22 protein-coding genes are annotated in these 25,287 nt (G+C 58.0%); 20 read left to right on the forward strand and 2 right to left on the reverse strand.

The features are described 5' to 3' along the window. From NTX17_04800 to NTX17_04840, 9 genes are all read left to right on the forward strand, one after another. Nucleotides 1-711, forward strand: a complete 711-nt coding sequence (locus NTX17_04800) for a lysophospholipid acyltransferase family protein (GenBank protein ID MCX5800687.1) — start codon at nucleotides 1-3, stop codon at nucleotides 709-711. Further along, entirely contained in the window at nucleotides 708-2,036 is a 1,329-nt protein-coding gene (locus NTX17_04805) for a hypothetical protein (protein MCX5800688.1), read from the forward strand. The genes NTX17_04800 and NTX17_04805 overlap by 4 nt, the downstream gene beginning before the upstream one ends. Before the next feature lie 20 nt (nucleotides 2,037-2,056). Next, nucleotides 2,057-3,136 carry a tetraacyldisaccharide 4'-kinase gene (lpxK, locus tag NTX17_04810; GenBank protein ID MCX5800689.1) on the forward strand — a complete coding sequence of 360 codons (1,080 nt, stop codon included), beginning with the start codon at nucleotides 2,057-2,059 and terminating at the stop codon, nucleotides 3,134-3,136. 141 nt (nucleotides 3,137-3,277) lie between these two features. Next, on the forward strand, nucleotides 3,278-4,924 hold the full coding sequence (gene nadB, locus NTX17_04815; protein ID MCX5800690.1) for an L-aspartate oxidase: 1,647 nt from the start codon (nucleotides 3,278-3,280) through the stop codon (nucleotides 4,922-4,924). 60 nt (nucleotides 4,925-4,984) lie between these two features. After that, nucleotides 4,985-5,353 (forward strand): hypothetical protein, encoded by a 369-nt coding sequence (locus tag NTX17_04820; protein ID MCX5800691.1) that lies wholly within the window; start codon nucleotides 4,985-4,987, stop codon nucleotides 5,351-5,353. Between the two features lie 21 nt (nucleotides 5,354-5,374). Next, nucleotides 5,375-7,255, forward strand: a complete 1,881-nt coding sequence (locus tag NTX17_04825) for an ABC transporter transmembrane domain-containing protein (protein ID MCX5800692.1) — start codon at nucleotides 5,375-5,377, stop codon at nucleotides 7,253-7,255. 87 nt (nucleotides 7,256-7,342) lie between these two features. After that, nucleotides 7,343-9,526, forward strand: a complete 2,184-nt coding sequence (gene waaF / locus NTX17_04830; protein MCX5800693.1) for a lipopolysaccharide heptosyltransferase II — start codon at nucleotides 7,343-7,345, stop codon at nucleotides 9,524-9,526. After that, nucleotides 9,523-10,131 carry an HAD family hydrolase gene (locus tag NTX17_04835; protein ID MCX5800694.1) on the forward strand — a complete coding sequence of 203 codons (609 nt, stop codon included), beginning with the start codon at nucleotides 9,523-9,525 and terminating at the stop codon, nucleotides 10,129-10,131. Before waaF ends, NTX17_04835 begins: the two co-directional genes overlap by 4 nt. Nucleotides 10,132-10,180: 49 nt before the next feature. Next, nucleotides 10,181-11,113: a UbiA family prenyltransferase gene (locus NTX17_04840; protein ID MCX5800695.1), complete on the forward strand. Its 933-nt coding sequence runs from the start codon at nucleotides 10,181-10,183 to the stop codon at nucleotides 11,111-11,113. Nucleotides 11,114-11,118: 5 nt separating this feature from the next. On the opposite strand, the gene NTX17_04845 is transcribed toward NTX17_04840, so the two are convergent. Beyond that, nucleotides 11,119-12,171: a DUF4388 domain-containing protein gene (locus NTX17_04845; GenBank protein MCX5800696.1), complete on the reverse strand. Its 1,053-nt coding sequence runs from the start codon at nucleotides 12,169-12,171 to the stop codon at nucleotides 11,119-11,121. Then, on the reverse strand, nucleotides 12,149-14,053 hold the full coding sequence (locus NTX17_04850) for a tetratricopeptide repeat protein (protein ID MCX5800697.1): 1,905 nt from the start codon (nucleotides 14,051-14,053) through the stop codon (nucleotides 12,149-12,151). Before NTX17_04850 ends, NTX17_04845 begins: the two co-directional genes overlap by 23 nt. Nucleotides 14,054-14,244: 191 nt before the next feature. Here NTX17_04850 and asnS point away from each other — a divergent pair, with 191 nt between their 5' ends. The 11 genes from asnS to NTX17_04905 all read left to right on the forward strand — a co-directional run bounded on the left by asnS (nucleotide 14,245) and on the right by NTX17_04905 (nucleotide 25,281). Further along, the gene (gene asnS / locus NTX17_04855; protein MCX5800698.1) at nucleotides 14,245-15,534 is read left to right on the forward strand and encodes an asparagine--tRNA ligase; all 1,290 of its coding nucleotides are present in this window, start codon (nucleotides 14,245-14,247) and stop codon (nucleotides 15,532-15,534) included. A gap of 265 nt (nucleotides 15,535-15,799) precedes the next feature. Next, the gene (locus NTX17_04860; protein MCX5800699.1) at nucleotides 15,800-16,558 is read left to right on the forward strand and encodes a MotA/TolQ/ExbB proton channel family protein; all 759 of its coding nucleotides are present in this window, start codon (nucleotides 15,800-15,802) and stop codon (nucleotides 16,556-16,558) included. Nucleotides 16,559-16,581: 23 nt separating this feature from the next. Beyond that, complete coding sequence (locus NTX17_04865) at nucleotides 16,582-16,998, forward strand: biopolymer transporter ExbD (protein ID MCX5800700.1); 417 nt, start codon at nucleotides 16,582-16,584, stop codon at nucleotides 16,996-16,998. Between the two features lie 13 nt (nucleotides 16,999-17,011). Continuing rightward, nucleotides 17,012-17,455 (forward strand): biopolymer transporter ExbD, encoded by a 444-nt coding sequence (locus NTX17_04870; GenBank protein MCX5800701.1) that lies wholly within the window; start codon nucleotides 17,012-17,014, stop codon nucleotides 17,453-17,455. Beyond that, a complete protein-coding gene (locus tag NTX17_04875) occupies nucleotides 17,455-18,102 on the forward strand; it encodes a TonB family protein (GenBank protein ID MCX5800702.1) in 648 nt (215 codons plus the stop codon). The genes NTX17_04870 and NTX17_04875 overlap by 1 nt, the downstream gene beginning before the upstream one ends. A gap of 153 nt (nucleotides 18,103-18,255) precedes the next feature. After that, the gene (locus tag NTX17_04880) at nucleotides 18,256-19,008 is read left to right on the forward strand and encodes a YIP1 family protein (GenBank protein MCX5800703.1); all 753 of its coding nucleotides are present in this window, start codon (nucleotides 18,256-18,258) and stop codon (nucleotides 19,006-19,008) included. A 108-nt stretch (nucleotides 19,009-19,116) separates the two neighbouring features. Beyond that, nucleotides 19,117-20,481: a TolC family protein gene (locus tag NTX17_04885; protein MCX5800704.1), complete on the forward strand. Its 1,365-nt coding sequence runs from the start codon at nucleotides 19,117-19,119 to the stop codon at nucleotides 20,479-20,481. Nucleotides 20,482-20,509: 28 nt separating this feature from the next. Further along, complete coding sequence (locus NTX17_04890; GenBank protein ID MCX5800705.1) at nucleotides 20,510-21,979, forward strand: efflux RND transporter periplasmic adaptor subunit; 1,470 nt, start codon at nucleotides 20,510-20,512, stop codon at nucleotides 21,977-21,979. 76 nt (nucleotides 21,980-22,055) lie between these two features. Then, complete coding sequence (locus NTX17_04895; protein ID MCX5800706.1) at nucleotides 22,056-22,730, forward strand: ABC transporter ATP-binding protein; 675 nt, start codon at nucleotides 22,056-22,058, stop codon at nucleotides 22,728-22,730. A gap of 17 nt (nucleotides 22,731-22,747) precedes the next feature. After that, nucleotides 22,748-23,965 (forward strand): ABC transporter permease, encoded by a 1,218-nt coding sequence (locus tag NTX17_04900; protein MCX5800707.1) that lies wholly within the window; start codon nucleotides 22,748-22,750, stop codon nucleotides 23,963-23,965. Between the two features lie 80 nt (nucleotides 23,966-24,045). Beyond that, nucleotides 24,046-25,281: an ABC transporter permease gene (locus NTX17_04905; GenBank protein MCX5800708.1), complete on the forward strand. Its 1,236-nt coding sequence runs from the start codon at nucleotides 24,046-24,048 to the stop codon at nucleotides 25,279-25,281. Nucleotides 25,282-25,287: the final 6 nt, after the last annotated feature.

Genomic DNA, 25,287 nt, shown 5'->3' on the forward strand with positions numbered 1-25,287 from the left:
GTGGGAAAGCTCTCCTTCATAGACCGGTTCGCAGCCACGTTGGTAGGTGCGGTTGGGTACTTGATCATAGCGCTGGTATGGCGCACGTTGCGAATCGAGCAAATTGATACCGGCGACATCGAGCGATGCCCTGGAGAGACGAAGAGACGGATATTTGTGTTCTGGCACGGAGAGCTTCTGACCCTGGCATACGCTCACAGGAACGCGGGAATATGTGTCCTGGTGAGCCGGCACAGAGACGGCGAATCCATTGCGAAGGCTCTCCAGCGGCTTGGATTTCGTGTGGTTCGAGGCTCCTCCACCGGTGGGGGTCTCGAAGGGCTTTTCGAGATGTGTACGAGTGTGAGGGAGGGGCGGGATCTTGCCATCGCGCCTGACGGACCCAGGGGGCCCAGGCACATGGTCCAGCCCGGGGTTCTCTACCTTGCACAGCGCGCGGGGGTCGTCGTCGTTCCTACGGCCTGTGCGACAGCGCGTCGGATAGTGCTAAATACTTGGGACAGATTCGAGATCCCTCTGCCGTTCTCCAGAGTGGTCGTTGCTCACGGCCGACCTCTGGAGGTTCCTCGCGACCTGGGCGTTTCGGCCACGGAGGAGCACACGCGACGGTTGGAGGAAGCTCTTGCGAAAGTGGGTGAGGAAGCCCGGACCCGCGTGCTGTCAACGGGGCGAGGAAGAGTCTCGAGGTCCCGAGCAAAGAGGCCGAGTTGAAGTTGCCCAGAATTCCCCTCGTCATACGGCTCTATGGCTTGGCGGTGAGTCTTATGTTTGTGATTGGCTCGCCCGTCTGGCTTGCCGGGCTGATCGCACGCCCGGAACGTTGGCGAAACAGGATAGGGTTTCTGCCCGGCGTCCCTGCGAGGGATTCTCGTGTCAGAGCCAGAGTGTGGGTTCATGCTTCTTCCGTGGGAGAAGTCAAGGCCGCGACCAGACTCGTCAGAGAGATGTCGAGTAGACTGGGTGTGGAGGTGGTCTTTTCCACAATGACTGCCGCGGGGCTTTCCGTCGCGAAGGCGGAGTTGTCTGAGCCGGTCTGTTTCTTTTACGTTCCTATCGACGTCCCGTTCATTCAGCGAAGAGCGGGCAGGCGGATCAAGGCCGACGTTCTGCTCCTGGTTGAGACCGAGCTCTGGCCCTCTCTCATTCTCGAGGCCAAGGCCAGAGGGACAAGAGTTGCCGTGGTGAACGGAAGGATCAGCGCAAGGGGATTCGATAGATACAAGAGGTTCGGGTGGCTTTTTGCGCCGACCTTGCGCCTTCTTGACGCAGTGGTCGCGCAAAGCGAGGTGCATGCCGGGCGCTACGAGGAACTCGGAGTGCCCGCCGAGAGAGTGATGATCGGTGGCAACACAAAACAGGATTTGCAGATTGCTCTCGCCGAAGGAATCGGTCTCAGGGAGAGAGTCGGCTGGTCCTCATCCGACGTCGTCCTGGCGGCGGGGAGCACGAGGCCTGAAGAGGAGAAGATAATCTGCGAGGGTTTCGTTCGTGCAAGAGCTTCTTCCCGGGCGTTGAGACTTGTGCTGGCTCCCAGGCACCTGAGACGCGCGGCGGGCGTGGTAAAGATCGTCTCCTCATTCAATCTTAGGGCAGCGAGGTGGAGTGAGCTCAATGCCGGGGCTCTGTCCGGCGCAATACTGGGCGGCGGTCCGGTTCAGTCTGCGCAGGTCGATGTCTTGGTGTTGGACACGATAGGGGAACTGGTGGCCGCGTATCAGGAGTCGGACGTTGCCTTCATCGGCGGTACGCTGTCCGGGCACGGCGGGCACAACGTGCTGGAGCCTGCCGCGGCAGGGTTGCCCATAATTGCGGGACCGTCGAGAGAGAATATTCATGACGATTGTGATGCTCTTGCGAGAAGGGGAGCCCTTCTGAGCGTCGACTGTGCGCGTGACGTTTCAGAGACGCTCACGGTGCTTGCAGCCTCGCGAGACGAAAGACTGCGGCGCGGGAAGGAAGCCCTGGCTTTTTACGATTCGAGACCTGTGGCCTCGCTCCTCACTTTGGAGTATCTGCGAAAGGCGTGCCTGCTGTGAGAGATTCTCTGCAAGGGATTATGCAATACATTGAACAACACGAGCGTCACGCCTGGTTGAGGGTTGCGGCTTCTCCACTTCTTGCGCTTTCGTGGGTGTACGAAGTCGGACTCAATCTGAGATGGATTCTCCAGGAATTGAGGAACAAGGCGAGCGTCCCTTGCCCGGTCGTGTCTGTAGGAAACATGACAGTGGGGGGTACCGGCAAGACCCCCACCGTGGCCTGGGTCGCCGAGTTCTTGGTTCGAAACGGAATCAGGATCGCGATCGTGAGTCACGGATATGGCGGAGGCGGACGCTTCGTCTTGTTGAGGGATCAGGTGCCGCGCGCCGACATCGCCGCCATGGCGGGAGACGAAGCGGTGCTGCTCTCGCACACGTTGCCGGGCGTGCCGGTTGCTTCCGGGAGAAGAAAAGCGAGGGTGCTCTTGAGAGCTTGGAGACGACTCAGGCCGGACGTGATTGTTATTGACGACGGCTTTCAGTCCATCTCGATCCGAAGAGATCTCGACGTGGTTGCCGTGGACGCCACAAACCCCTGGGGCAGCGGACATCTTCTTCCCAGGGGGCGCCTCAGGGAGAAGAGGGAGAATCTTTCGCGAGCCGACGTGGTCGTTCTGACCCGGTGTAATCAGTGCGGTGATTTCTCGCTGCTTGTTGAAGAGATCAAGACACTGACCGATGCTCCGATCGTCAAGGCCGATCACGTCGTCAGGGGAGTGCGGAAGCTTGATACCGATGCGCAGGCCGAACCCAAGGTCTTGGCCGGCGCCGGCGTTTACGCTTTCTCGGCCATTGCCAATCCCGCTTCCTTTGAGCGAACACTGCAGGACGCAGGCGCTTCCCTGGTAGGCGTCAGGAGATTTTCCGATCACCATTTCTTCTCCGCAGAGGACTTGGCGGAAGTTGAGAGCGAGGCAGTGTTCGCGAGGGCCAAGTTCCTGGTCACCACTGAGAAGGACGCGATGAGGCTGCCTTCAGCGTGGACTCTGAATCGCGGCATCCCACTCCTGGCGGTGGGGATTTCGCTCAGCGTCACCGAAGGAAGGGAGATTCTCGAGAGTCTCCTCCTCGGCTTGTTCTCAAGGCGCGCCAATTGAATTGAAGTATTGCGCGGGCGGTCATATAGTGGGAAGTGAGACGGCCCCTTGCGCGAGTCGAGTGCGTGACGATTTAGGCGGCGAGAGACACAGCTCTGTGCCCGGCATCGCGGGACGAGAGCGACCTGATGAGAAGAAATCATGGCGACAACGACTAAGAGAAGCGACTTTCTCGTTCTAGGCAGCGGGATAGCCGGGCTGAGTTTCGCTCTGAAAGTGGCTGACAGAGGCACCGTGACCATCGTCACGAAAAAGGAGAACTATGAGTCCAACACCAACTACGCTCAAGGTGGCATGGCGTGTGTGCTCTCTGACGATGACAGCTTTGATCTCCACGTGAAGGACACACTGCGTTGTGGCGTCGGTCTGAGCAAGAGGGAGGCCGTGGAACTACTGGCCAGTGAAGGCCCGAGACTTGTGAGGGAGCTGCTTGAACTCGGCGTCAAGTTCTCCACGGACGAACGAGTGCCGTGGGGGCTGGCGTTGGGCATGGAGGGAGGTCACTCGCGGCGGAGGATAGTACACTCCAACGACCTCACGGGACGCGAGATCGAGAGGGCCCTGCTTGCGGCCGTACTTCGACACCCCGGAATCACTCTGATCGAACATTGCATCGGCGTGGAGCTCATAACTGAAGAATCGCGGCTGCCCGGCGGGAAGGGAAAGGCACCCGTCTGTTGGGGAGCTCGCGTTCTGAACACGCAGAGCGGCAAGTTCGCGTCTCTCACCGCGAGTCACACCCTGCTTGCGACCGGTGGTTGCGGAAAGGTTTATCTTTACACGTCCAATCCTGACATCGCGACGGGCGACGGGCTGGCCATGGCCTATCGGGCAGGGGCGGCCGTCGCCAATCTCGAATTCGTGCAATTTCACCCGACGTGTTTGTTTCACCCCGAGGCCAAGTCGTTTCTCATCTCGGAGGCCGTGCGCGGTGAAGGCGCCGTCGTCACGACCACGGACGGAAAGCCGTTTCTGGAGAGATACCACGAGCTTGGCAACCTCGCGCCACGCGATGTCGTTGCCAGGGCGATAGACAGAGAGATGAAACTCAGGGGGGACCAGCACGTCTTCTTGGACATGAGGCCGATCGGAAAGGAGAGAATCCCCGAGCGTTTCCCTCACATTTATTCGAAACTCAAATCGTTGGGAATGGATCCCACCGAGGAACCCATTCCCGTCGTGCCTGCCGCCCACTACATGTGCGGCGGGGTGGTCACAGACCTGTCGGGGAGAACGACGGTAGGGAGGCTCTATGCGTGCGGAGAGGTAGCGTGCACGGGCGTTCACGGAGCCAACAGGCTGGCCAGCAACTCGCTTCCCGAGGCGTTGGTCTTCGCCGAAAGGGCGGCTCAATCGGCGCTTGCGCGCGCCTCCGCAGTGCCGCCCGAGGTACCTCCTTCGGATGCCGGTGCGGCCAAGAGGGTCGGTGAAGTCGTGGCGATAAAGCACGACTGGCAGGCGTTGAGAAAACTTATGTGGGATTACGTGGGAATCGTTCGGACCGACGAACGCCTGCGCGTGGCGTCCCGGCGACTCGCCGTGATGCGCGAGACGTTTGAGGACCACTGCACAGGATCGGGTCTCCACGCCGACCTCATCGAACTCAGAAACATAGGGCTGGTGGCGGAACTGATAGTCAGTTCCGCCATGTCGCGAAAAGAAAGCAGAGGCCTGCACTACAATCTTGACCATCCGAGGAGAAATGATAGAGAATGGAAGAAGGACACGGTCATGTCCAGAGACGAAGGTCTCTCCTGCGTGCCTTCCTTCCTCGCGTGGGGAAGCTGAAGGCGAAACGTGCAGGGAAGTTCTGCCCCGGCGTCGTCGCCGAGCGACTGGTGAGAGAAAATGGAACGCGATTCAGATTTTTACGAAAGAGTGGAGAGGATAGTCGAGAAGGACCCGCGCTACAAGGTCGCGGCCTACGCTTTTGTCATGCTGGCGCTCAACTATACTCTTTCCAAGCTGGACAAACCGAGGCACGTCACGGGCAGGGAATTGCTCGCCGGCATAAGAGAGTTTAGCCTGACTCAGTATGGACCGATGACAAAGACGGTCTTCGACTACTGGGGAATTCGAGCCACGCGTGACTTTGGCGAGATCGTGTTCAATCTTGTCGAAAACAAGCTCTTGGGCAAGACGGAAGAGGACAGAGTGGAGGATTTCGAGAACGTCTACGACTTCGAAGAGGAATTCGTTACTAAGTATCCCTGGTGACGTTCGGGAGGAGCGAGGAGCATGGGGGTTTTCTTCAGACTTCTTGGGTACGTAAGACCGTATTGGCGCAAGCTCACTTTGGCGCTTGCATGCATGGTGATGTTCGCCTTCTTCAGCGGGTTCTCGATAGGCATGATCTCACCCTTCATTGAGGTTCTCTTCGAGCAGCCCACAGAACAGCAGAGGGCGGAACTGAGAGAGAACGTCTCTGTGAATAGTGTGACCCCGGGCGACCTCGCGCAGATCAAAGAATACATCAAGGTCCAGACTCAAAAATACCTCCTGTCGTCCAGACCTCTGGTCTCTCTGGAGCGAATTTGTTTCGTGATTCTGATAGTGATGCTTCTCAAGAATATCTTCAACTACTGCCAGACCTTTCTCATCGCCGCCGTTGAACAGAGGGTCATAAAGGATCTGAGGGACCGTCTCTATTCTCATCTCTACAGGCTGCCGCTGTCCTTCTTTCATTCACAGATGACCGGGCGCCTCATATCGAGGATCACCAATGACGTGAGCATGATAAGGGGAACCATTACCGGCGTTTTTAGCAACGTCGTGCGCGACTTGCTGCTTCTCTGTGTCTGCATATTCTGGGTTTTTTGGGCGAGCTGGAGATTGGCCTTCGTGTCGCTCATAGTGCTTCCCCCGAGCATGTTCCTCATCGTGACAATCAGTAAGAAGCTGAGAAGAGACAGCACTCTCATTCAGGAGAGGATGGGCGACATCACTTCCGTGCTCCAGGAGACGATATCGGGAATGAGGGTCGTAAAATCGTTCAGAATGGAGGAGTTCGAGAAGAACAAGTTCTTTCGTTTCACGAGGGCCCATCTTGCTTCTTTTCTGAGACTGACGAGGATTGGCGCCCTGGCATCGCCTCTGTCCGAATATCTTGGCGTGATGGTAGGAACGGTGGTGCTCTGGTTTGGCGGCAGGCAGATTCTTCAAGAGCGCACGCTCGAGCCCAAGGCGTTCTGCGTGTTTCTGTTTGCCATGTTTTCCATCATGGCGCCGCTAAAGAGCCTCAGTCAGGTCAACACGAAAATCCAGGAAGGGCTGGCGGCGGCAAAGAGGGTGTTCAAGCTTCTGGATACCGAGCCTCCGATAGCGGACAGACCGAACGCCACGAGGATTCAGTGGCTCCGAGATTCGATCGAGTTTCGAAACGTGAGCTTCAGTTACGACGACGTGAAGGACGTTCTTGAGGACATCAGTTTCAGCGTCAAGGTCGGCCAGGTGCTCGCGATAGTGGGACCCAGCGGGGCAGGGAAGTCCACCCTGGTCGATCTGCTGCCGAAATTCTACATCCCGACGTCGGGTGTCATCTGCTTTGATGGAAGAGACGCGCTTGACATTACCACGGATTCCTTGAGGGCACTCATGGGAATCGTGACCCAGGAAACGATTCTGTTCAACGACACGGTCAGGAACAACATCGCGTACGGTCTGCAAGACACCCCTGAAGAGGACGTCGTGCGGGCGGCGAAGACCGCCAACGCGCATCAGTTCATAGAGACGATGCCTTCAGGTTATCAGACCGTGATCGGCGACAGGGGCGTGCGCCTCTCCGGAGGGCAGAGGCAGAGGATCGCGATCGCAAGGGCAATCCTCAAGAATCCTCCCGTGCTGATTTTCGATGAGGCCACTTCTGCCCTCGACACTGAATCCGAGCTTCTCGTCCAACAGGCCATAGAGAGGCTCATGGAGAACAGAACCACCTTCGTCATCGCTCATAGACTTTCGACGATTCAGCGTGCGGATTTGATAGTAGTGCTGGACAGGGGCAGGATAGTCCAGCGGGGCACTCATGAGAGCTTGCTCTCGGAGGAAGGGTTGTACAAGAGGCTTTACGAGCTTCAGTTCGCATTCTCGGATTCCGTGCGAACGACCGAGGCCGTGCAGTGACTCTTGCCGGTCTCGAGCGAAAGGTTCCCCTTGACCTTACACACGTCCCGGCGTTCCTGTGAAATGGGTGCCTCTCCCAGGATACTCGTGATCAGGCTTAGCTCGCTCGGAGACGTTGTTCTTGCCACCTCTGTGCCCGCTGTTCTCAAGAGCGAGTTTCCCGGCGCCCGCGTCGCCTTTCTCACAAAAGACGCCTTCGCTGAAGTCCTGGGCAACAACCCGAACATAGACCAGACGATTCCACTCACGGCGAGTGAGAGTTCTTTCTCCGGCCTTTTCAGAATCGCACGGAGGCTCAAGGTCGAACGTTTTGACCTTGTGATTGATCTGCAGGCGAACCCGCGCACTATTCTCCTTTGCGCCCTCATCTCGCCCCGAAGATGCGTGAGAGCGGACAGAGATTCACTCGTCAGGCACGGCGCCGTCAGGTTCAAGAGTCTATTACCCCGCCGCGGCAGGCACGTCGTTCAACGTTATCTTGCCCCCGTCCAGAAATTGCTCGGCCCGGTGCCCGCACTCAAGCCGCAGATGTTCGTCGCGGAGGGCGAGAAGGAATCCGCAAGGCAGTTTCTCCGCTGCGTCCAGGGCCCGTCGGCGCGCTCGGCTGACGGCCCGACTGTGGCCATTTGCCCCGGGGCGAGGTGGAAGACGAAGGTTTGGGGTGCCGGCAGCATGAGTCTTCTTGCCAAGGCACTCGTAAGAGCCGGCTACGGAGTACTGGTCCTCGGCGGCGAGGCTGACGAGGCAATTCTCCGGGAGATGAAGTCGCTCTGCGAGAACGAGAAGGCCGTGAGATTCCACACCGGCGGCCTCAGAACCATTGCGGCGTTGATGTCGCAGTGCGATTGCGTCGTCTCGAACGATTCCGGCCTCATGCACATGGCCTACGCGGTGGGGACGCCGGTCGTTGCGATCTTTGGTTCCACAACTCCCGAGTTCGGGTTCTACCCGCCTGATTCCAGGTCTACGGTCATATCGAAGTCTTTTCAATGTAAGCCGTGCGACGTCCACGGCAAGAACGAATGTCCGAAGGGCGATTTTAGATGCATGAACTCGGTGGAAGTTTCGGAAGTCATGGACGTTGTCGACGCGACTCTCAAACGAGCGAGTGGACGTGGCGAGCGGACTCCACGGGGAGTCGTCTCTCGAGAGGCGCGTTCTCTCAGGATCGAGTCGCCTCGTTTTGTCCTCGGCGAAGGCGAACCCGCACCCTCCGGCAATGCCTGGGGCGGCGGCGGCGTGCCCTCCCAGGGTTCCATCGTTGTGCGGGTGCCGAACTGGGTGGGCGACGTCGTGATGGCGTATCCGGCGCTCGGTGCACTGAGAAATTGCACTCGAGGGCTGAGAATAGTGGCAGTTGCGCACGAGCGTGTCGCGAGCCTTCTCGAGAGCGCGCCGTTCATGGACGAGGTCCTTGTGATCAAGGGCAAAGGCGTGGTTGGTCCGGTCAGGACCGCCCGAGCACTCAGGGCCGGCAGGTTCGCTCTCGGAATCGTGATGCCGGATTCGTTTTCTTCGGCTTTTCTTTTCCGGCTCGGCGGAGTGAAGAGGATTGTCGGATTCAGGGGCGAGATGAGGAACGCGTTTCTGCGCACCGGCGTGTCAAAGAAGAACTGGTGTCACCTCTCCGAGCAATACGCTCAGCTTCTCCCCAGAGGGTGCGAGATCGACCGCAAGGTAGGTTTGCAGGTGAGTCACGACGGCGTGAGTCGCGCCAGGAAAATCCTCGAGGAGGCAGGAGTCTGGGAGAACACGAAACTGGCGATCGTTGCCCCCGGCGCAAGCTACGGCGAGACGAAAAGGTGGCCGGAGGAGAGATACACCGATCTCGTCAGGCTGCTCGTGGAGAAGGCGCAGTTTCAGGTGATTTTGGTCGGAAACCTTGCGGACGAGGAGCTCTGCGCCAGGATCGCCCGGAAAGCCGGTCGTTCTACAGTGAACCTTTCCGGCCAAACTACTCTGCCTGACTTGGCGGCCATTGCTTCGATTGCATCCGTGTTCGTAGGGAACGACTCCGGTGCCGCTCACGTCGCGGCCGCCTCCGGCTGTCCCGTGGTGGTCGTCGTCGGCTCGTCGGATCCCTCGTGGACGGCTCCCAACGGTGATATTGTCGACGTCATCTACGAGAGAGTGTCGTGTTCGCCTTGCTTTCTCAAAAAGTGCCCTTACGACTTGCGGTGTCTCTCACAAATCGATGCAGAGAGAGTATATCGTGCGGCGATCGGCGCCAGTAGAGAGAGGCGCTCAGACAGATATGGAGGAAACAGTTGAACGCAGGAAGATCGTCGAGTAAGGAGCAATCGATTGAGTCGCGGTGGGCGGTCTTCGTGGATAGAGACGGGACGATAATAGACGAGACCGGTTATCTCTCCGATCCTGACGGGGTCAGAATTTTGCCGCATGCCTCCTCGGGCCTCAGAAAACTCAACCGGATTGGCATTCCGGTCATAGTTGTTTCAAATCAGTCCGGAATCGCGAGACGAATGTTCACGGCCGAAGACGTGGAGAGGGTAAACCAGAGGATGCGGGACTTGCTTGCGGCCGATGGCGCCCGCGTGGATGCAATCTATTTTTGTCCCCATCATCCCGACTACGACGTCGAATGCGATTGCAGAAAGCCTCGGCCCGGACTCCTTGTTGCGGCATCCAAGGAACGGGGAATATCGCTCAAGGAGAGTTTCATGGTCGGCGACAAGCTCATAGATATGCAGGCTGGAAGGGCGGCAGAGACGTCGACCGTTTTTGTGCGCACGGGTGATGGGCAAAAGGAGTTGCAGGCCGCCGGGGCCGAGATATCAGCGGTCGCGGACGCGGTTTGCGAGGATCTTTCCGAGGCCGTCGAATGGATACTGGAGCAGAGAAACCTCCGTCGCTAGTCCGGATTCGAAAGATCTCTCGCGAGTCTTTTTGGGAATGGGGTGATTTGTGAGCACGATCAGACGGATCGTCGTCGTTGTTGCGGACCGGTTCTTTCTCCTGAGACCACTTGTGATGATGCCTGCGGTCACGTTCTTTCTTCTCGGGTATGGTGGGGCACGCGCGGGGCATGCGCGAGGCGACGGAAGGTTCTGGCTTGCCGTCATTGCGTACGCGATTCTCATGGGTTCCGTCTACGTCGTGAATCAGCTCACTGACGTGGAGAGCGACAGGGCGAACGACAAACTCTTTCTTCTGCCCGACGGGATCATCAAGAAGTCCGAAGCGCTTGCCCTGGCGGTTCTACTGGCTCTCTTCTCGATGGCCGCGGCTTTGAAAGTCGGGGGGACGACCCCGTGGCTCTTCGGGCTTTCCCTGGGAATGGGAATTGCCTATTCTGTTCCTCCCCTCGCTCTGAAGAGACTCTTTCCGCTCGACATTGTTTGGAACGCCGTAGGCTATGGAGTCGTGGCCTACGCGACTGGGTGGTCCGTAGTGAGGACGCCCGGTCTGCCCGATCTCACGAACGCCTTGCCCTTCGCTCTCTGTGTGGCCGGAGTGTTCGTGCTGACGGCGTTGGTTGACAGGGAAGGGGACGAGCGCAGTGGTTTCAAATCCACCGGGGTGGCGCTCAGCTTGAAGCAGGGCGTGTGGCTTGCCCTCGTCCTCGTCGTTATGGCCCTGGTTCTCGCGGTTCTGGTAGAGAATCGCCTGGCCACTATCGGCTCCGCGTTGTCCCTGCCGCTCTTCGCAGGCGCGGCCCTCAGAGGAAACTCTCGATCCGCCAAGATCGCTTACAGGTGTAGCTCGGCCGTATTCGTGTTAATGGTGGGAGTGATCAACCCTCTGTTTCTTGCGGTGGTGCTGGTGCTGTTGGGCCTGTCCAGGGTCTACTACTCAAAGAGGTTTTCGCTGGGATATCCATCGGTGCGGGGAAGGTAGGAGGATCACTTTCCGTGCAGAATGTAACCTTCGCCGGACGTTGCGTACTTGAAGCCTTCGATGCTTTTCGAGTCCACGAAGCCTCCTTCCACGAGATCGATCAGTCTCTCGGGGTACGCCGCACGCGTCGCCTTGTAGACTTCGAGGGCAAAACGCAGATTCTCGATGTTAGTGTTCTGTGATGGCTGCGAAACAGCCGCGGCAGAAGCCGGGGGCTCTGTTTTCGTGATGGCCCACCTCACGCCAAACGAGGCCAACGCTATCAGTATGACGACGAAGACGATCCCGAAGGCCGGGACCAGATCCTTTCCTGTCGCGACGGGCTCCTGCGGCAGCGCCTCGACCGGCTCGGCAGGCCATTCTGCCACCTCGGCAAGGCCCGCGTCGATCAGATCGCTGATTACCTCGTAGGTTTCGAACTCGCCCATTCTGGATTTGGCAAGTATCTCGCGGATGGGCCTGCGTCCGTCCATGAGACCGAATACCCATCTTTCTTCCTCAGGAAGCTCCGGTTTCTGTGAAGACTCCTTGTGGCGAAGTATGAGCGACGGAGAATAGAGTTGCTTGATTCTGGCGCTCTCGTCGAGCCTCCTCATACTCCCTATAAGAAGCGCTTCGGTCCTCATGGGCACTTTGAAGAAGAGCCTCGCGACGGTCTTGTCGTCACCGGAGAAGTGGTACTCTCCCTTCTTCCAGGCGAGGAGTTCGGGTAGCACTTCCTTGGCGTGCGCTTCCACGGCTTCGGACAATTGCTTGGCGGCCATGTAGCCGCCGGTAAGGATGATTTCCAGAGAATCCTTCTTGCTCTGGGCGCGGATCGCACAGATTTGCTCTACCTGTTCGGCAGTGAGCCGCTCCGTACTGACGAAGAACTCGAGCAGGGGATCGCTTCTCTTCTCGCGCCTGTCGGTCACGGCGACGATGTTGCCCTTCTCAAAGAAAATGACGGCGTTCGTCGTTTCGCCCGTCAACTTGAGGACGCCGGATTTTCTTTGCAGAGCGATCAGCTGGAGGATTTCGGCCAGGCTGAAATCCTCAAGGCTTCCCTGTAGTGCCATCTTTCACCATCGTCTTCGCAGGTTGAGTCTTCACGAGTGTCAGCAAAACCGGTTGCGGCTCGGCCTTACGCGAGAGTCTGAACAGGGCCAGCGCGTGGAGGAGAGCCAGCGGAACAATCACCAAAACGTACTTGAGAAGATGCTCCTGTTGATATCTCAAAGAGGGAACAACGTCGATCAGGTAACCCGCGCCGTAGAGATAGACGGCGCCGAACGAAGAGAGGAGAAGGAATAGGAAACCCTTGACTGTGTCACCCTTTTGGACGAGCCTGAAGCCGGGCACGACGATCCCCAAGAAAAGCGATGTCGATTTCGTCCTTCGAGCCTCAAGCCTTAGCTGATTGTTCAGCAGTAGCTGCGTGAACTCCTCGGACTTGAGCGCGCTGGCTGCCGCACCGCACTTGAGGCAAAACAGCTTCCGATGCACTCTGGTCAGGCACTTTCGGCAGACTATCCTGCCGCAATTACTGCAACTGTACGTGTAGAGATTCCTGAAGGCAAGGAGGCCCCCGATCATGCTCAGAGCGAAGAAGAGCAAGATTGCGGCAATTCTTCGTCCCGTCCCGATTCCGAGGAGACGCAAGAGGGCGGGAGAAAGGACGAAAGGACTCGCACTCGCCCGCTCCTGCGTTCGTTCTTGAAGGAGGCTCTTCCAGAAAGTGGAAGCAACGGGATCCATGTCAATCACACTTCTATTGAGCTGCTCCCGGCTGTTGAGGGAGAATCCATTCGTCAGGCGGGGGTTCGTCTCGTTTGCCGTCTTGAATTGCTCGTTCGCTTCCGCGAACATCAGTTTCTTGGTGAAGACCTGGCCGAGATTGTAGTGAGGTTGAGCCAGGGAAGGATCCGCCGCCATTGCCCGCCGGTAGAGGTCCTCCGCGGCGGCAAGATTGCTGAGGTTGAAATACACGTTGGCCAGATTGTTCAGAGACGCGGCGTCGTTTGGAGACAGCCGGACGGCCGCCTCGAGCTCCGCCCGTGCGATGCCGAGCTTGCCGGCCCTTCGTGCCACGGTGCCGTACGCAAAACGAACGAAAGGATTCTGTGAATCCGACTCCGTGTACCGTACCAGGGCGTTCTCGAGTTCCGGACTCCATCCGTTCCGGAGCGCCTCATAGGACACGTAGGTTGGCGACTGATCACCAAGGGGTGGAAACTTGGCAGGCATCTCGCGGGAGAGAAAAGGTGTGGCCGCGGCGATCGCCAGGAAAAGCAATCCGAAGAACCTCTCCCTTCGGTTCATGCACTTCCAGAGAGAGGCGCTGTAGCAGAGGATTGTCCCCGTCACTCCCAGACTCCAGATGATGGGCTGCAAGAGCACAAATAATCCCAGCCATCCTGCCGAGCTCGACGTCATCTCGGAGGCGAGGCGTTCCGAGATCGCGTGTTTCAGTCTGGCAATGTGCCTCACGGAAGCAAAGACCGTAAACAGTGCGAGGGCGATGAACAGCGTCAGGTAGCCCATAAAGGCAGCGTTCTTGAGCAGCATGTACTGCGCGAAAAAATCCTCTCGGACTATTCGGACGACGGCGGAAAGTTCCGCCAGGGCCCTCACCGGGTCGTGAAAAAGATAGGCCCTGAAGAGGGAAAAGTGCGGATCAGGAAAATACGGATCGAGCTCGATGGCGGCCTTGAAGGCCTGGACGGCGCTCCGCGAGTCGCCGGCTCTTCTCTTTTCCACTCCGATCTTGTAGTAGGCATGGGCGTAGGAAGACAAGGATGTGATGCCGCTGTTCAGCCTCAGCTCCTTGAGGGCGGAGAGAGATTGTCCCGAGAGCGCGTCGGGCGTTCTCGCTACGTCAGATTGTCCGCCTGCCTGTGCCGCAATTGACACGAGCAACAGCGCCGTAAAAAAAAGGGCAACGACGCTCCCTTTTCTCATGGCACTCCTTTTGTTAACTTTGAGGGCAACACCAAGTTATGTTGTCGAAACCCTCGTGTCAAGAGGAAATGTGGGACGTTGAGACGTCCCGGACCCTGTGCTCACTTTTCGATTGACGGAATGGAGCCCCGAAAGTACTCTCTTGAGAATCCGCGAATTCGTTCCGAGTCAATTAACGAGAGTGAGTAATCATGCGAACTTACGTGAGCGAAATACCCAAGTTCGAGTCCCAGGACGTCGAGATACGAGGTTGGCTCTACAACAAGAGGTCGAGCGGGAAGGTCCATTTCCTTCTCGTGAGAGACGGGACAGGCATAATCCAGGTCATCGCGGAGCAGACGTCGGTCGGGCCGGAGACGTTTGCGCTTTGTGACCAGTTGACGCAGGAAAGCTCTCTCGTTGTGAGGGGCAAGGTGGGCAAGGAGGAGCGGGCCCTGGGCGGCTACGAAATCAGGCTTTCGAGCATCGAAGTGATCCAGCTTGCCAAGGACTATCCGCTCACTCCCAAGGAACACGGCGTCTCTTTCCTGATGGACAGACGGCATCTCTGGCTCCGCTCTTCGCGGCAGCACGCCATTCTTGCCGTGAGGGGCACGGTGGTGAAGGCCTGCAGGGATTTTTTCGATTCCAGGGGTTTTGTCGTGGTTGACGCGCCCATCCTCACGCCTGCCGCGTGCGAGGGCACCTCGACTTTGTTCGAGACCGACTACTTCGGCACAAAGGCCTATCTCAGCCAGAGCGGCCAGCTCTACAACGAGGCCGCAGCGATGGCGTTCGGGAAGGTCTATTGCTTCGGTCCCACGTTCAGAGCAGAGAAGTCAAAAACCAGGCGACACCTGCTTGAATTCTGGATGATAGAGCCGGAGGTTGCTTTCGCAACTCTCGAGGACATCGTGTTGCTTGCCGAGGGCCTGGTCGCTTTCATCGTGGAGAGGGTTCTGGCAGAGAGAAGGCCTCAGTTGGAGAAGCTCGGCCGCTCCGTCGACGCGCTGGAGAAGGTTGTGCCTCCGTTTCCGAGACTCAAGTATGACGATGCGATCGAGATGCTGAAGGCCAAGGGTTCCGAGATCAAGTGGGGCGATGATTTCGGGGCGGTGGAGGAGACCGAACTTTCGCAGGCGTTCGACAAGCCGATTTTCGTCTGGGGATACCCTTCGCAGTGCAAGGCCTTCTACATGAAGGGTTCTTCCGAAGACCCGAGAATCACTCTTTCGGCAGACCTGCTGGCGCCGGAGGGTTACGGAGAGATCGTGGGGGGTGGGCAGAGGGAAGACAGCCTGGAAGTGCTGGAAAGGAAGATAGACGAGATGGGACTCCCGCGAGAGGCGTTCGAATGGTATCTCGACTTGAGAAGATATGGTACCGTCGAACACGGAGGGTTCGGCTTGGGTCTTGAGAGGACCGTTGCCTGGATATGCGGCATCGAGCACATCCGGGAGACAATTCCTTTTCCCAGAATGCTCAACAGATTTACGCCATAGTGTTGCCTGGTCGCCGGGGCATTCATGAGTCGGGTAACCTCTTCGAAGGCTTGAGAAACAAGCATTGACAAGGCGTTTGGGGCAACTTAGACTACAAAGTTGCTGCCGCCGTTGTGCTATTTCCCAAGAGACGAGACTGCCCTGCGGCGCAATTTTTTTGACTTACCAGAAGGGGCGAGGCCTAGCCGGCTGTCGGCATTGCTCGAGTCGTTAGGATACTCTGAACGTTCTGGGTGTTGAGCTTTGGAAGGAAGGCGCCAGTACCATGTCAAGTATGAGGGTTGCGCTTCTGCTGCTCGTGTGCGTCAGCGTTTTGACCGTGGCATTTCCTTCATTCGCCGCCGGGGCCGCCGCAGGTACTGAGCCACAAGCGTGGTTGGATCATTTCAAGAGAAGCGGCCTCGTTGATTACTACGTCAGGGGCGGTGTGTTCATGCACCCCATCCTTCTCTGCTCCATTCTGGCACTGGCCGTCATAATAGAGAGACTCTACGTTCTGTCCAAGGCCCGGACTGACACCAGGGCCTTGATGAGCAAGCTTCTCTCCACCTACGAAACGAAGGGGATTGAAGCAGCCCGGGCGCAGCTCGAGATCACAAAGGGGCCCGTCGCCGCAGTGCTCCATGCAGGGCTCCTGAGGGTAGACAGGGGTACGGACGCGGTCGAGAAGTCTATCGTGAGCGCCGCCGCCATCGAGGTCACATTTCTTGAGAGAGGTCTTGTCTGGCTGTCCAGTGTCGCCAACATTGCGCCGTTGCTCGGATTCCTGGGAACTGTTTCCGGAATGATTCACGCTTTCGAGGCCATCGCCGCCGCCGAATACGTGAGCGCAAAGCTGGTGTCCGCGGGCATTGCTGAGGCGTTGATTACCACTGCCGCGGGCCTCATGGTCGCCATACCGGTGCAACTGGCTTATAACTATTTCGTGCAGACGATCGATAGATTCGTCGTCGAGATGGAAGAGTCGGCCGCAGATCTTCTCGATGCTCTCGCCCGTACCGTAGGTACCAAGGCGACCTCGTAGAGCGGACAGAAAGGTGAGTTGCAATGCAGTTTAGGAAAAGAGTGAAGGCCCCGCCGGACATTCCACAGGCTTCGACCGCCGACGTGGCATTCCTCCTTCTCATATTTTTTATCTCGACGACCGTGTTTGACGTGAACCAGGCCTTGACGTTGATTCTGCCTGCCAAGGGCAAGGAACCCGTGAAGATCTCCGTGAGGAATGTGGCGAGGATTGTGGTGCACGATAAGGGGAGCATCACAATAGACGGGCAGCCCATTGCCCTCGATAAACTCAAACAAGAGGTGGCGGCAAGAATCGCCGCAAACGACAAGCTGATAGTGTCTCTCGAGACGGCTCCCAAGGCCCCTTACGGAAAGATGGTGAGTGCGTTGGACAAGATCAAGCTCGCGCAGGCCACCAGAATCTCACTCGGGTTGTATACCGGGCAGGAGACGCCGTAGCACCGAGAGGAATGTGATCGAAGTGGAACAATGGTTGGGGAAAATAGGCGGGCCGAGGCTGAAGGTTTCCCCGTCTATTCCGACTTCTTCGACCGGCGACATTGCCATGCTTCTCATGATCTTCTTCATGTCGACGGTCATCTTCCGGGTGGAGCAGGGCATACCCATTGCGTTTCCTCGCGCGGAAGCGGGGCAAACGGTTCCCAGAGAGAACTCCGTCCGCATATGGATTGATGCCGGAGGCCGAGTGTCCATAGACGACAACATGGTTTCCGTGTCGGACATCGAGCCGATAATCTCGCGGAAACTGCAAAGGAACCCCGCGCTCATCGTTCAGTTCAACGTGGACAGGAGAGCCAGGTACGACCTTGTTTCTGAGGCGATTGACCGCCTCAAGAGTGCCAACGCGCTGCGGGTCGCTTTCACTGCTCCGCGCAGGGAGACAGAGGAGGAGTAGTGGGAGCAATAGCATTGCCTGAACTGAAGAGAAGAACGGCGTTCTTTCGAGTGAAGAAGAACTACGCCAAGGTTCTCGAAATCGGTTTTGTCGGCGCTGCGATCATCCACGCCATGATTTTCTATTTCAGTCCGCCGTACGTGCCGCACCCTTACGTTTTGCCCGAGAAGAGGATCGAGGTTCTGAACCTTCCCGAGGACATTGGAGAGGTTCCGCCCCTTCCGGAAGAGATCGAACGACCGGTGGTGCCTGCCCAGGCCGAAATATCCGACGATGTGAGTTCGGACGCCACAATTGCACCTACGGAGTTCAATCCATTTTCGCCGCTGGCGATCCCTTCGAGCCCCGAGGCGTCCGAGGCTTTCTACGGTTACGACTCACCGCCCGAGGTCATCAGGAGTGTGAAGCCTGCGTACCCGGAGATTGCCAGGGAGACCGAGGCCGAGGGGCTGGTGCAAGTGGAGGTGACGATCGACGAGACGGGCCGAGTGATTGACGCCAAAGTCGTTGAGAGTGACACCATTCAGATCTTGAACAACGCGGCGCTCAAGGCCGCCAGGGAGTTTCTGTTCAGACCTGCGAAACAGATGAACGTCCCCGTGAAGTGCAGGATAGTCATTCCGTTCCGCTTCAGCCTGGGTGGCTAGGCGGACAGGCGCGCCGGCTGCCTCATGCCGGAGGCGCTGAGGGAACTTGTTTGAGGCACGTTTCGATCCAGGAAGCTTGAGAGGCGATGTGCGCGCCGCACTGCCTGCTTGAGTTTAACTGATGGTGGTATAACTGCAAAGAAGGAGGCCATGATGAGTGACTTGACCACGCCGAGCGTTGAAACCACAGAAAGGACCGGCTGGATGAACTCCCTTCGCAGGGTTGTTCGCGTTGTCTACGGCCCGGCTCAGGTTTTCGGGGAATTGGATCGCCGGCCGGACTGGCTCGTTCCTCTTATCATCTGTGTGCTGGTGGCCGCGATTGGCTCGTGGATTCTTCTTCCCACCGTAATCCTCCCCGCGCAGCGCGAAGTACTGGAAAGCCGCGGCCTGACCGAGGAACAGCTCGAGGCGGCTCGACCCTGGCTCGAGGGGAGCAGGCCGTTGTACGTCGGGCTCGCGACGGCGGTTGTATTCACGGCGCTCGGGCTCGTTGTGGTGGCCGGGATTCTTTATTTGATTTGCGCCATGCTTCTGGGCGGTGACGCCAACTTCGTCAGAACCTTTGCCGTGATAGTTTACTCTTCGGTCATCGTGGTGCCGGAGAGCCTGGTGAAGATCCCCATTCAGTTGATCACCAAGAGTGCGGAAGCCCACACGAGCCTTGCTCTCATTCTGAGTTCGCCGGGCGCTTCCAGTGTCTTTGCGTATCGCTTCCTGTATCGTTTCCTCGACCAGGTAAGTGACATGTTCGCAATCTGGAAGTTTATCCTGGTAGCTGTGGGGATCTCGGTGATGTTCAAGTTTCCGCGCCGGAAATCCTACTACGTGGTAGGCGCTCTCTGGCTGATTTGGGCTCTGGGTGTGGCAGTTGTTTCGGGACTAACGCACAGGCCTACCGGCTAGAGGCGCTCCGGAATAAGCTGGAACCACTTGGGCCGAAAATACGTATCTAGAGGCTGGAGGTGTAACCTGCGCAGAAGTCTCGCGCGAATGCTTCCAGGAGGGAGTTTGATGTATTGGAAATTGCGTCGGTGCCTGTCTCTTGTGCTGTTCCTTGCCGTTTGTGGGATTGCGACCTTGCCGCTCCAGAGCGCTGCATCGCGTGCCAACCTTCCGGTCCTGCCGGAAGGGGCGCTCACTGTTTCCAAGTGCGTTGAGATTGCCATCGCGAGAAACTTCTCCGTTGTCAGCGCAAGCGAGAATGTGAACGAATCCATCGGCGCCCAGATCGCTGCAATAGGCGGACTCGCCCCGTCCGTCACGGCCGGTGCGGGCTTCGGCAGGCGTATCCAGGGGCCCACGGAGAGCTACTACCCGGAATATGACATCACGGTCTTGAGCTCCGGTAGCACCTCCGATTCCTACTACTACACCTTTCAGGCGACTCAGAACCTTATCAGCGTTCCTGACTGGGCACGATTTTCGAGCGCATCCCATTCCGTGCGTGCCTCGCGACATTCGCTAGACGCTGCGAAGCAGAGCGCGGTCTACCAGGTCAAGTTACAGTTTTATGAGCTCCTCAAGTCCATGAAGCTCGCGGAGGTCAGCAAGACCGCGATGCAGTTGAGCCGTGACGAATTGGATCGGGCAAAGGCGCTGTACGAAGTGGGATCCGTCGCCAAGAGCGACGTGCTCAAGGCCGAGGTCAGGGTCTCACAGAGCGAACTCTCACTCATCGCCGCAGACAACAAGGTGAAACTTGAGCGCTCGAGATTGGCTAAATTGCTGGGTCTACCCGTGGACAGTCCCATCAACATAGACGAGAACCTTGGGGAAGAGACACCGCAGGTGCAGGTTGAAGATTCGGTCCGCAAGGCGCTCGAACGGAGACCGGACCTCCTTGCGGTGAGGGAGAACTTGAAGGGGGCCAAGGCGTCAGTCCTCGCTTCAAAGGCGGGCAGACTTCCGACTGCTTACACCAGCTTCTCGTACAATTGGTCTGATAACGAGTTTCCGAGGACCGAAGCGGCACGAGACAAGAATTACTACTGGTCCGTACGACTTGGTATCAGCGTGCCCTTGTTCGACGGCCTGGCGACGACGGCGAGCGTTCGACAGGCGAGAGCTCGCGCAGCAATTGCAGACAACAACGTGCGTGACAGCGAGCTTCAGACTGCCCTTGACGTGAAAGAGGCAATGCTGGGACTCGATCAGGCGACGCAAACGATAAAGGCATCCAAGACCGGATTGGCCAGCGCGGAAGAAGACTACAGGCTTTCGCGCGAGAGGTACGACGTGGGATCGGGAACAATGCTGGAACTGCTGAACGCCGAGGTGAGCCTCTCCCAGGCGAGAAGCTCCTACGTCGAAGCTGTGGCAAGTTTGAGGGAAGCCGAGGCTCTATTTGAAAAGGCAACGGGTCAGCCGGTGAAGTAATACCCGCGGCCACGGAGGAACAAAGCGAATGAAGCTGGGACGAAAGAGAGTATTGATCGGGGCGGCCGTCGTGCTGGTGATTTTGTTCATCATCGTCGGCAATCTGAGGCGCAGCTCGGAGAAGGCTCTCGGAGTACAAATCTCAAAGGTCACAAAAGGCACCATAACGTCTACCGTGAGAGCGCCCGGAAAAATAAGGCCCGAGACCAAGGTTGAGATTAGCGCGAGCTTGCCCGGTCAGATTGTGAATTTGCCGGTGCATGAGGGGCAGTGGGTTGAACAGGGTCAGTTGCTTCTCCAGTTGGACAGGTCGGAGTACGTCGCCCAGGTGGAGCAGAGCAAGGCGGCGCTCGGGAACGCCAAGGCGAGTCTGAGCCTCGCTCAGGCGTCGCTTGCCCAGGCAAAGTCAGTGTACGAGAGAAAGAAGGTCCTCTCGGAGAAGAATCTTTCTTCTCCCGAGGAGCTCGAGAGTGCAAGAACGCAGTACGACGTGCAGGGGGCCCAAGTTGAAGCAGCGAGACAGATGGTGGCCCAGGCGGCCGCCGCTCTCAATATCGCGCAGGACAATCTGAAGAAGACGACGTTTCTTGCACCCCAGGCGGGCGTGGTGTCCGAACTCAACGTGGAAAAGGGTGAGATAGTCGTTGTCGGCACCATGAACATGGCGGGCACGGTGATAATGACCGTGGCAGACCTTGCCCACATGCAGGTCGAGTGCGACGTGGACGAGACCGACGTCGTGAGCATAGAAAAGGGTCAACGGGCGAAGGTGTTCGTTGACGCGTTTCCCGATACGGTGCTCGAGGGGACAGTTGTGGAAATAGGGAGCTCCGGACAGAAGGCGTCTGCCGCGTCCGACGCCTCCGCCACAGACTTCACGGTGAAGTTGAGTCTGGAGCCTGGCTCCATGGGTCTTAAGCCGGACATGACCGCGGACGCAGAGATAACTACTGCGACCCACACCGATGCCTTGAGGCTTCCCATTCAGGCCATAGTCGTGCGCGACAAGAAGACCGTGGACAAATGGACGTCCAAGCGCAGCGAAGAGTCCAAGAAGGGCGTGAAAGGCAAAACCGCCACGGTGAAGGGGCCGAAGAAGGAGAAGGGCGGGCAGAAAGCGGAGGAAACAACCAAAGTGGCAAGCGCAGCGAAGCCGGAGGGGAAGGTTGAGAAGGCGAGCGCAGCGAAGGCCGACAGCGCTGCACAGCGTGACACGTCCGCGTCGCCCGGCGCCTCGGGCACAGGCAAACCTGCCTCCGACGAAGTGACGGGTGTCTTTGTGGTGGACGGCCAGACTGTTAAGTTTGTGCCTGTAGAAACCGGCATCATGAGCGAAACCGACGTAGAAATCTTGAAGGGAATCTCTCAGGATGCGCGCATCGTTACTGGGCCGTTCAGGGTCTTGAGGGACCTCAAGGACGGACAGAAAGTGAAAGAGGAGAAGAAGGAGAAGGAAGACGCGAACAGCAAGGGGAAGAAGCAGAAAGTGGCCGACTAGCTTCCTCCGATATGACGTAGCAGGTCTGGCTGTGTGTCAGGCCCGCCGGTGCGACAGAGGAGAATGAATGCCCAATCTGATCGAGCTAAAACAGGTCAAGAAGGTGTACAACGTGGGCGCAGAAGACGTTCATGCGCTCGACGGGATCGACCTTGACATCGGTACGAACGACTACGTCGCCATAATGGGGCCCTCCGGCTCCGGCAAGTCGACGTTGATGAACATCATAGGTTGTCTGGATACCCCCACGAGCGGCTCGTACCTGTTCGGCGGCCAGGAGGTCAAGGATCTCTCAGACGACGAGCTCGCGCGCATAAGAAATCGAAAGATAGGTTTTGTGTTCCAGACCTTCAATCTGCTTCCGCGCGCCGACACCACTCACAACGTCGAGCTTCCTCTGATCTACGCGGGTGTTCAGCGGGCAGAACGGAAACGGCGGGTCGAAATGGCCCTCGAAGCCGTCGGACTTGTTGAGAGAGCCAAGCATCGCCCGGCAGAACTCTCCGGAGGTCAGCGCCAGCGTGCGGCCATAGCGCGTGCGCTCGTGAACGAGCCTTCCGTAATACTTGCGGACGAACCTACAGGAAACCTGGACAGCAAAACGGGCGAGGAAATAATGCAGGCCTTCGAGAAGATCCACAAGGCCGGTAACGCCATCATTCTCGTCACACACGAAGAATACATAGCAGAACACGCAGGACGTATCGTCAGGCTGAGGGACGGCCTGATCGAGTCCGACAAACTGCTCTGACGGAGCGGGGGTACCTCTTGCAGGTTTCTGAGAGCTTCCGCATAGCGGTTTCGACCCTCAGGGCTCACAAGGTCAGATCCTTGTTGACTGTCCTGGGAACAGTGATAGGCGTCCTCTCCGTTGTGACCATAGTGTCCATCATAGAGGGCATGAACAAGTACGTCTCCGAAAAGCTCGTGTCGGAGGGGTCCAACACCTTCTACGTGGACCAGTTCGGCATGATTACGAACTATGAAGATTACCTGGAAGCCCTGAAGAGAAAGCCGCTCACGCTCGACGACGCCCGCGCGCTGGAGCGCCTTTCGCCGTCCGTAGAGGCCGCCGGGGCAGTTTCGACCAGCGTGAAGGAGGTTCGGTACAGATCCAAGACCGCCGCCGGAGTCAGCGTGCTCGGTGTCGACGAGAGCTACGAGTCCGTTCAGGAGGTCGACGTGGAGTCGGGCAGGCTTCTCTCGCGCGAGGACGTCCTGCGAAGACGGCCTACTTGCGTTGTCGGTGCGGACGTCGTGAAGAAACTCTTCAGTGGCGTAGACCCGCTCGGCAAGGAAGTGCGCGTCGGCCGTCACACTTACAGAATCGTCGGGGTCGGCGAGAAGAAGGGTAGCCTTCTCGGCCAAAGCCAGGATAGCTACGTTATGATGCCCATCACGTCGTTTCAGAAGGCGTTTGGCTCGAGGTCGCCCGTCACAATTGTGGCAAAGGCCAGAGATCAGGCCAGCCTGGAACTCGCGCAGGACGAGGCGAGGTCGATCATGAGGGCCAGAAGAAAAGTGCCTTTCTCCAAGCCGGACGACTTCAGCATCATGAGCGCCGAGACGTTCATGGAAATCTACAGGAAATTCACGTCCACGGCTTACCTGGTGACGGTGGGGATTGCGGCCATTTCCCTCGTGGTGGGTGGAATCGTGATCATGAACATAATGCTTGTCTCCGTGACGGAGAGGACGAAGGAGATAGGGATAAGAAAGGCGGTCGGAGGGACGAGCGGCGACATAATGGTACAGTTCCTCATAGAATCTCTGCTTCTTTCGGGCTCGGGTGGTGCGATAGGTGTTCTGTTCGGCGTTGCCATTGCCTTGCTGATATCCCACGTGACGCCTCTGCCGGCGACGATTCGTGCCTGGGCGATCATCATGGGGCTCGTGGTCGCGTGCGGCGTCGGTGTCTTTTTCGGAATATACCCGGCTGCTCGGGCCGCAAAGCAGGATCCCATAGTCGCGCTACGGTATGAGTAGTCGCGGGAGGCGCGTACCGCGGTAGGCGTGGACGCGAGTGGGCGACACCCAGCGGCTTCTGCAAGTTGATCGGAGTCACGATGCCTATCAGAACCGGATTGTTGAAAGAGACCGTGGGGATGGCGCTCTCTTCGCTGCGAACTCACAAACTTAGGGCCGGGCTCACGGTTCTGGGCGTCGTCATCGGCATCACCTCCCTCGTCGGGATGGTTTCCCTCGTTCAGGGCCTCAACCGCAGCATGGCACAACAAATCAGGTCTCTCGGCACCTCGGTCATATACGTCAGGAAATTCGAACCCGGTCTCTTCGTCGGTGAGCTGCCGGATAGTCTCAGACACAGGCGGGACTTCAAAGTCGAGGACGCGGCGGCAATCCAGGCCCTGTGCCCGTCCGTGGTGGCGGCCGTGCCGTTGACATACACCATGGCCAAGCTCAAGTACAGGAACGCCGAGACCAACCTTGCCGAGATAGTGGGGAGCGACCCCGGCTATCTCGAAATTCATGAACTGGGAATCTCCGCGGGGAGATGTTTCACGCAGGAGGAACTGCTGCACAAGGCCGACGTTTGTCTTCTGGGCCAGAGCCTCCTCGAAACGCTGTTCCCGAGCGGTCTGGCTCTGGGGCACTGGGTCTTGATAGGAGGAAAGCGTTTTCTCGTCGTGGGCGAACTCGAGAAGCGGGGGAATTTTCTCGGGCAGAATCAGGACAACTACGTGCTCATGCCGCACTCCACCTTGAAGAAAAGGTTCGGGAGCGAACTCGAAACATACATTGACGCAAAATCGGTGAGCGTCGAGGCGACCGATCAGGCGATCGACGAAATCACGGATCTGCTCAGGCGAAGGCGCGGCATCCCGGCCAACGGTTTCTCGGATTTCGGTGTGTTCACTGAAGACGTGCTCATGGATCTCTATCACAAGATAACCGGAACCTTCTACATAGTCATGATAGCCATCTCTTCTATAGCCTTGATGGTCGGAGGCGTCGGAGTCACAAACATAATGTTCGTGTCGGTGACGGAGAGGACCCGAGAGATAGGACTGCGGATGGCCGTCGGTGCGCGCAGAAAGGACGTTCTGATTCAGTTCCTCACGGAGGCGGTCTTTCTTACGGCCACGGGAGGGGCGGTGGGGATTGCGCTCGGAGTGAGTGTGGGCTGGCTGGTTGAGAAGCTGGTACACATTCCGTCTGCGGCGCCGTTCTGGGCGCTCGCGCTGGGCTTTGCGTTCTCTTCGGCCGTGGGTCTCTTCTTCGGGATATATCCCGCTGTGAAGGCTGCAAGAATGGATCCCGTGGCGGCACTGCGGTACGAATAGGGACTC

The sequence above is a fragment of the Candidatus Eisenbacteria bacterium genome, from assembly GCA_026388185.1.
In the GTDB taxonomy this organism is placed as follows: Bacteria; Eisenbacteria; RBG-16-71-46; order JAFGJU01; family JAFGJU01; genus JAPLKG01.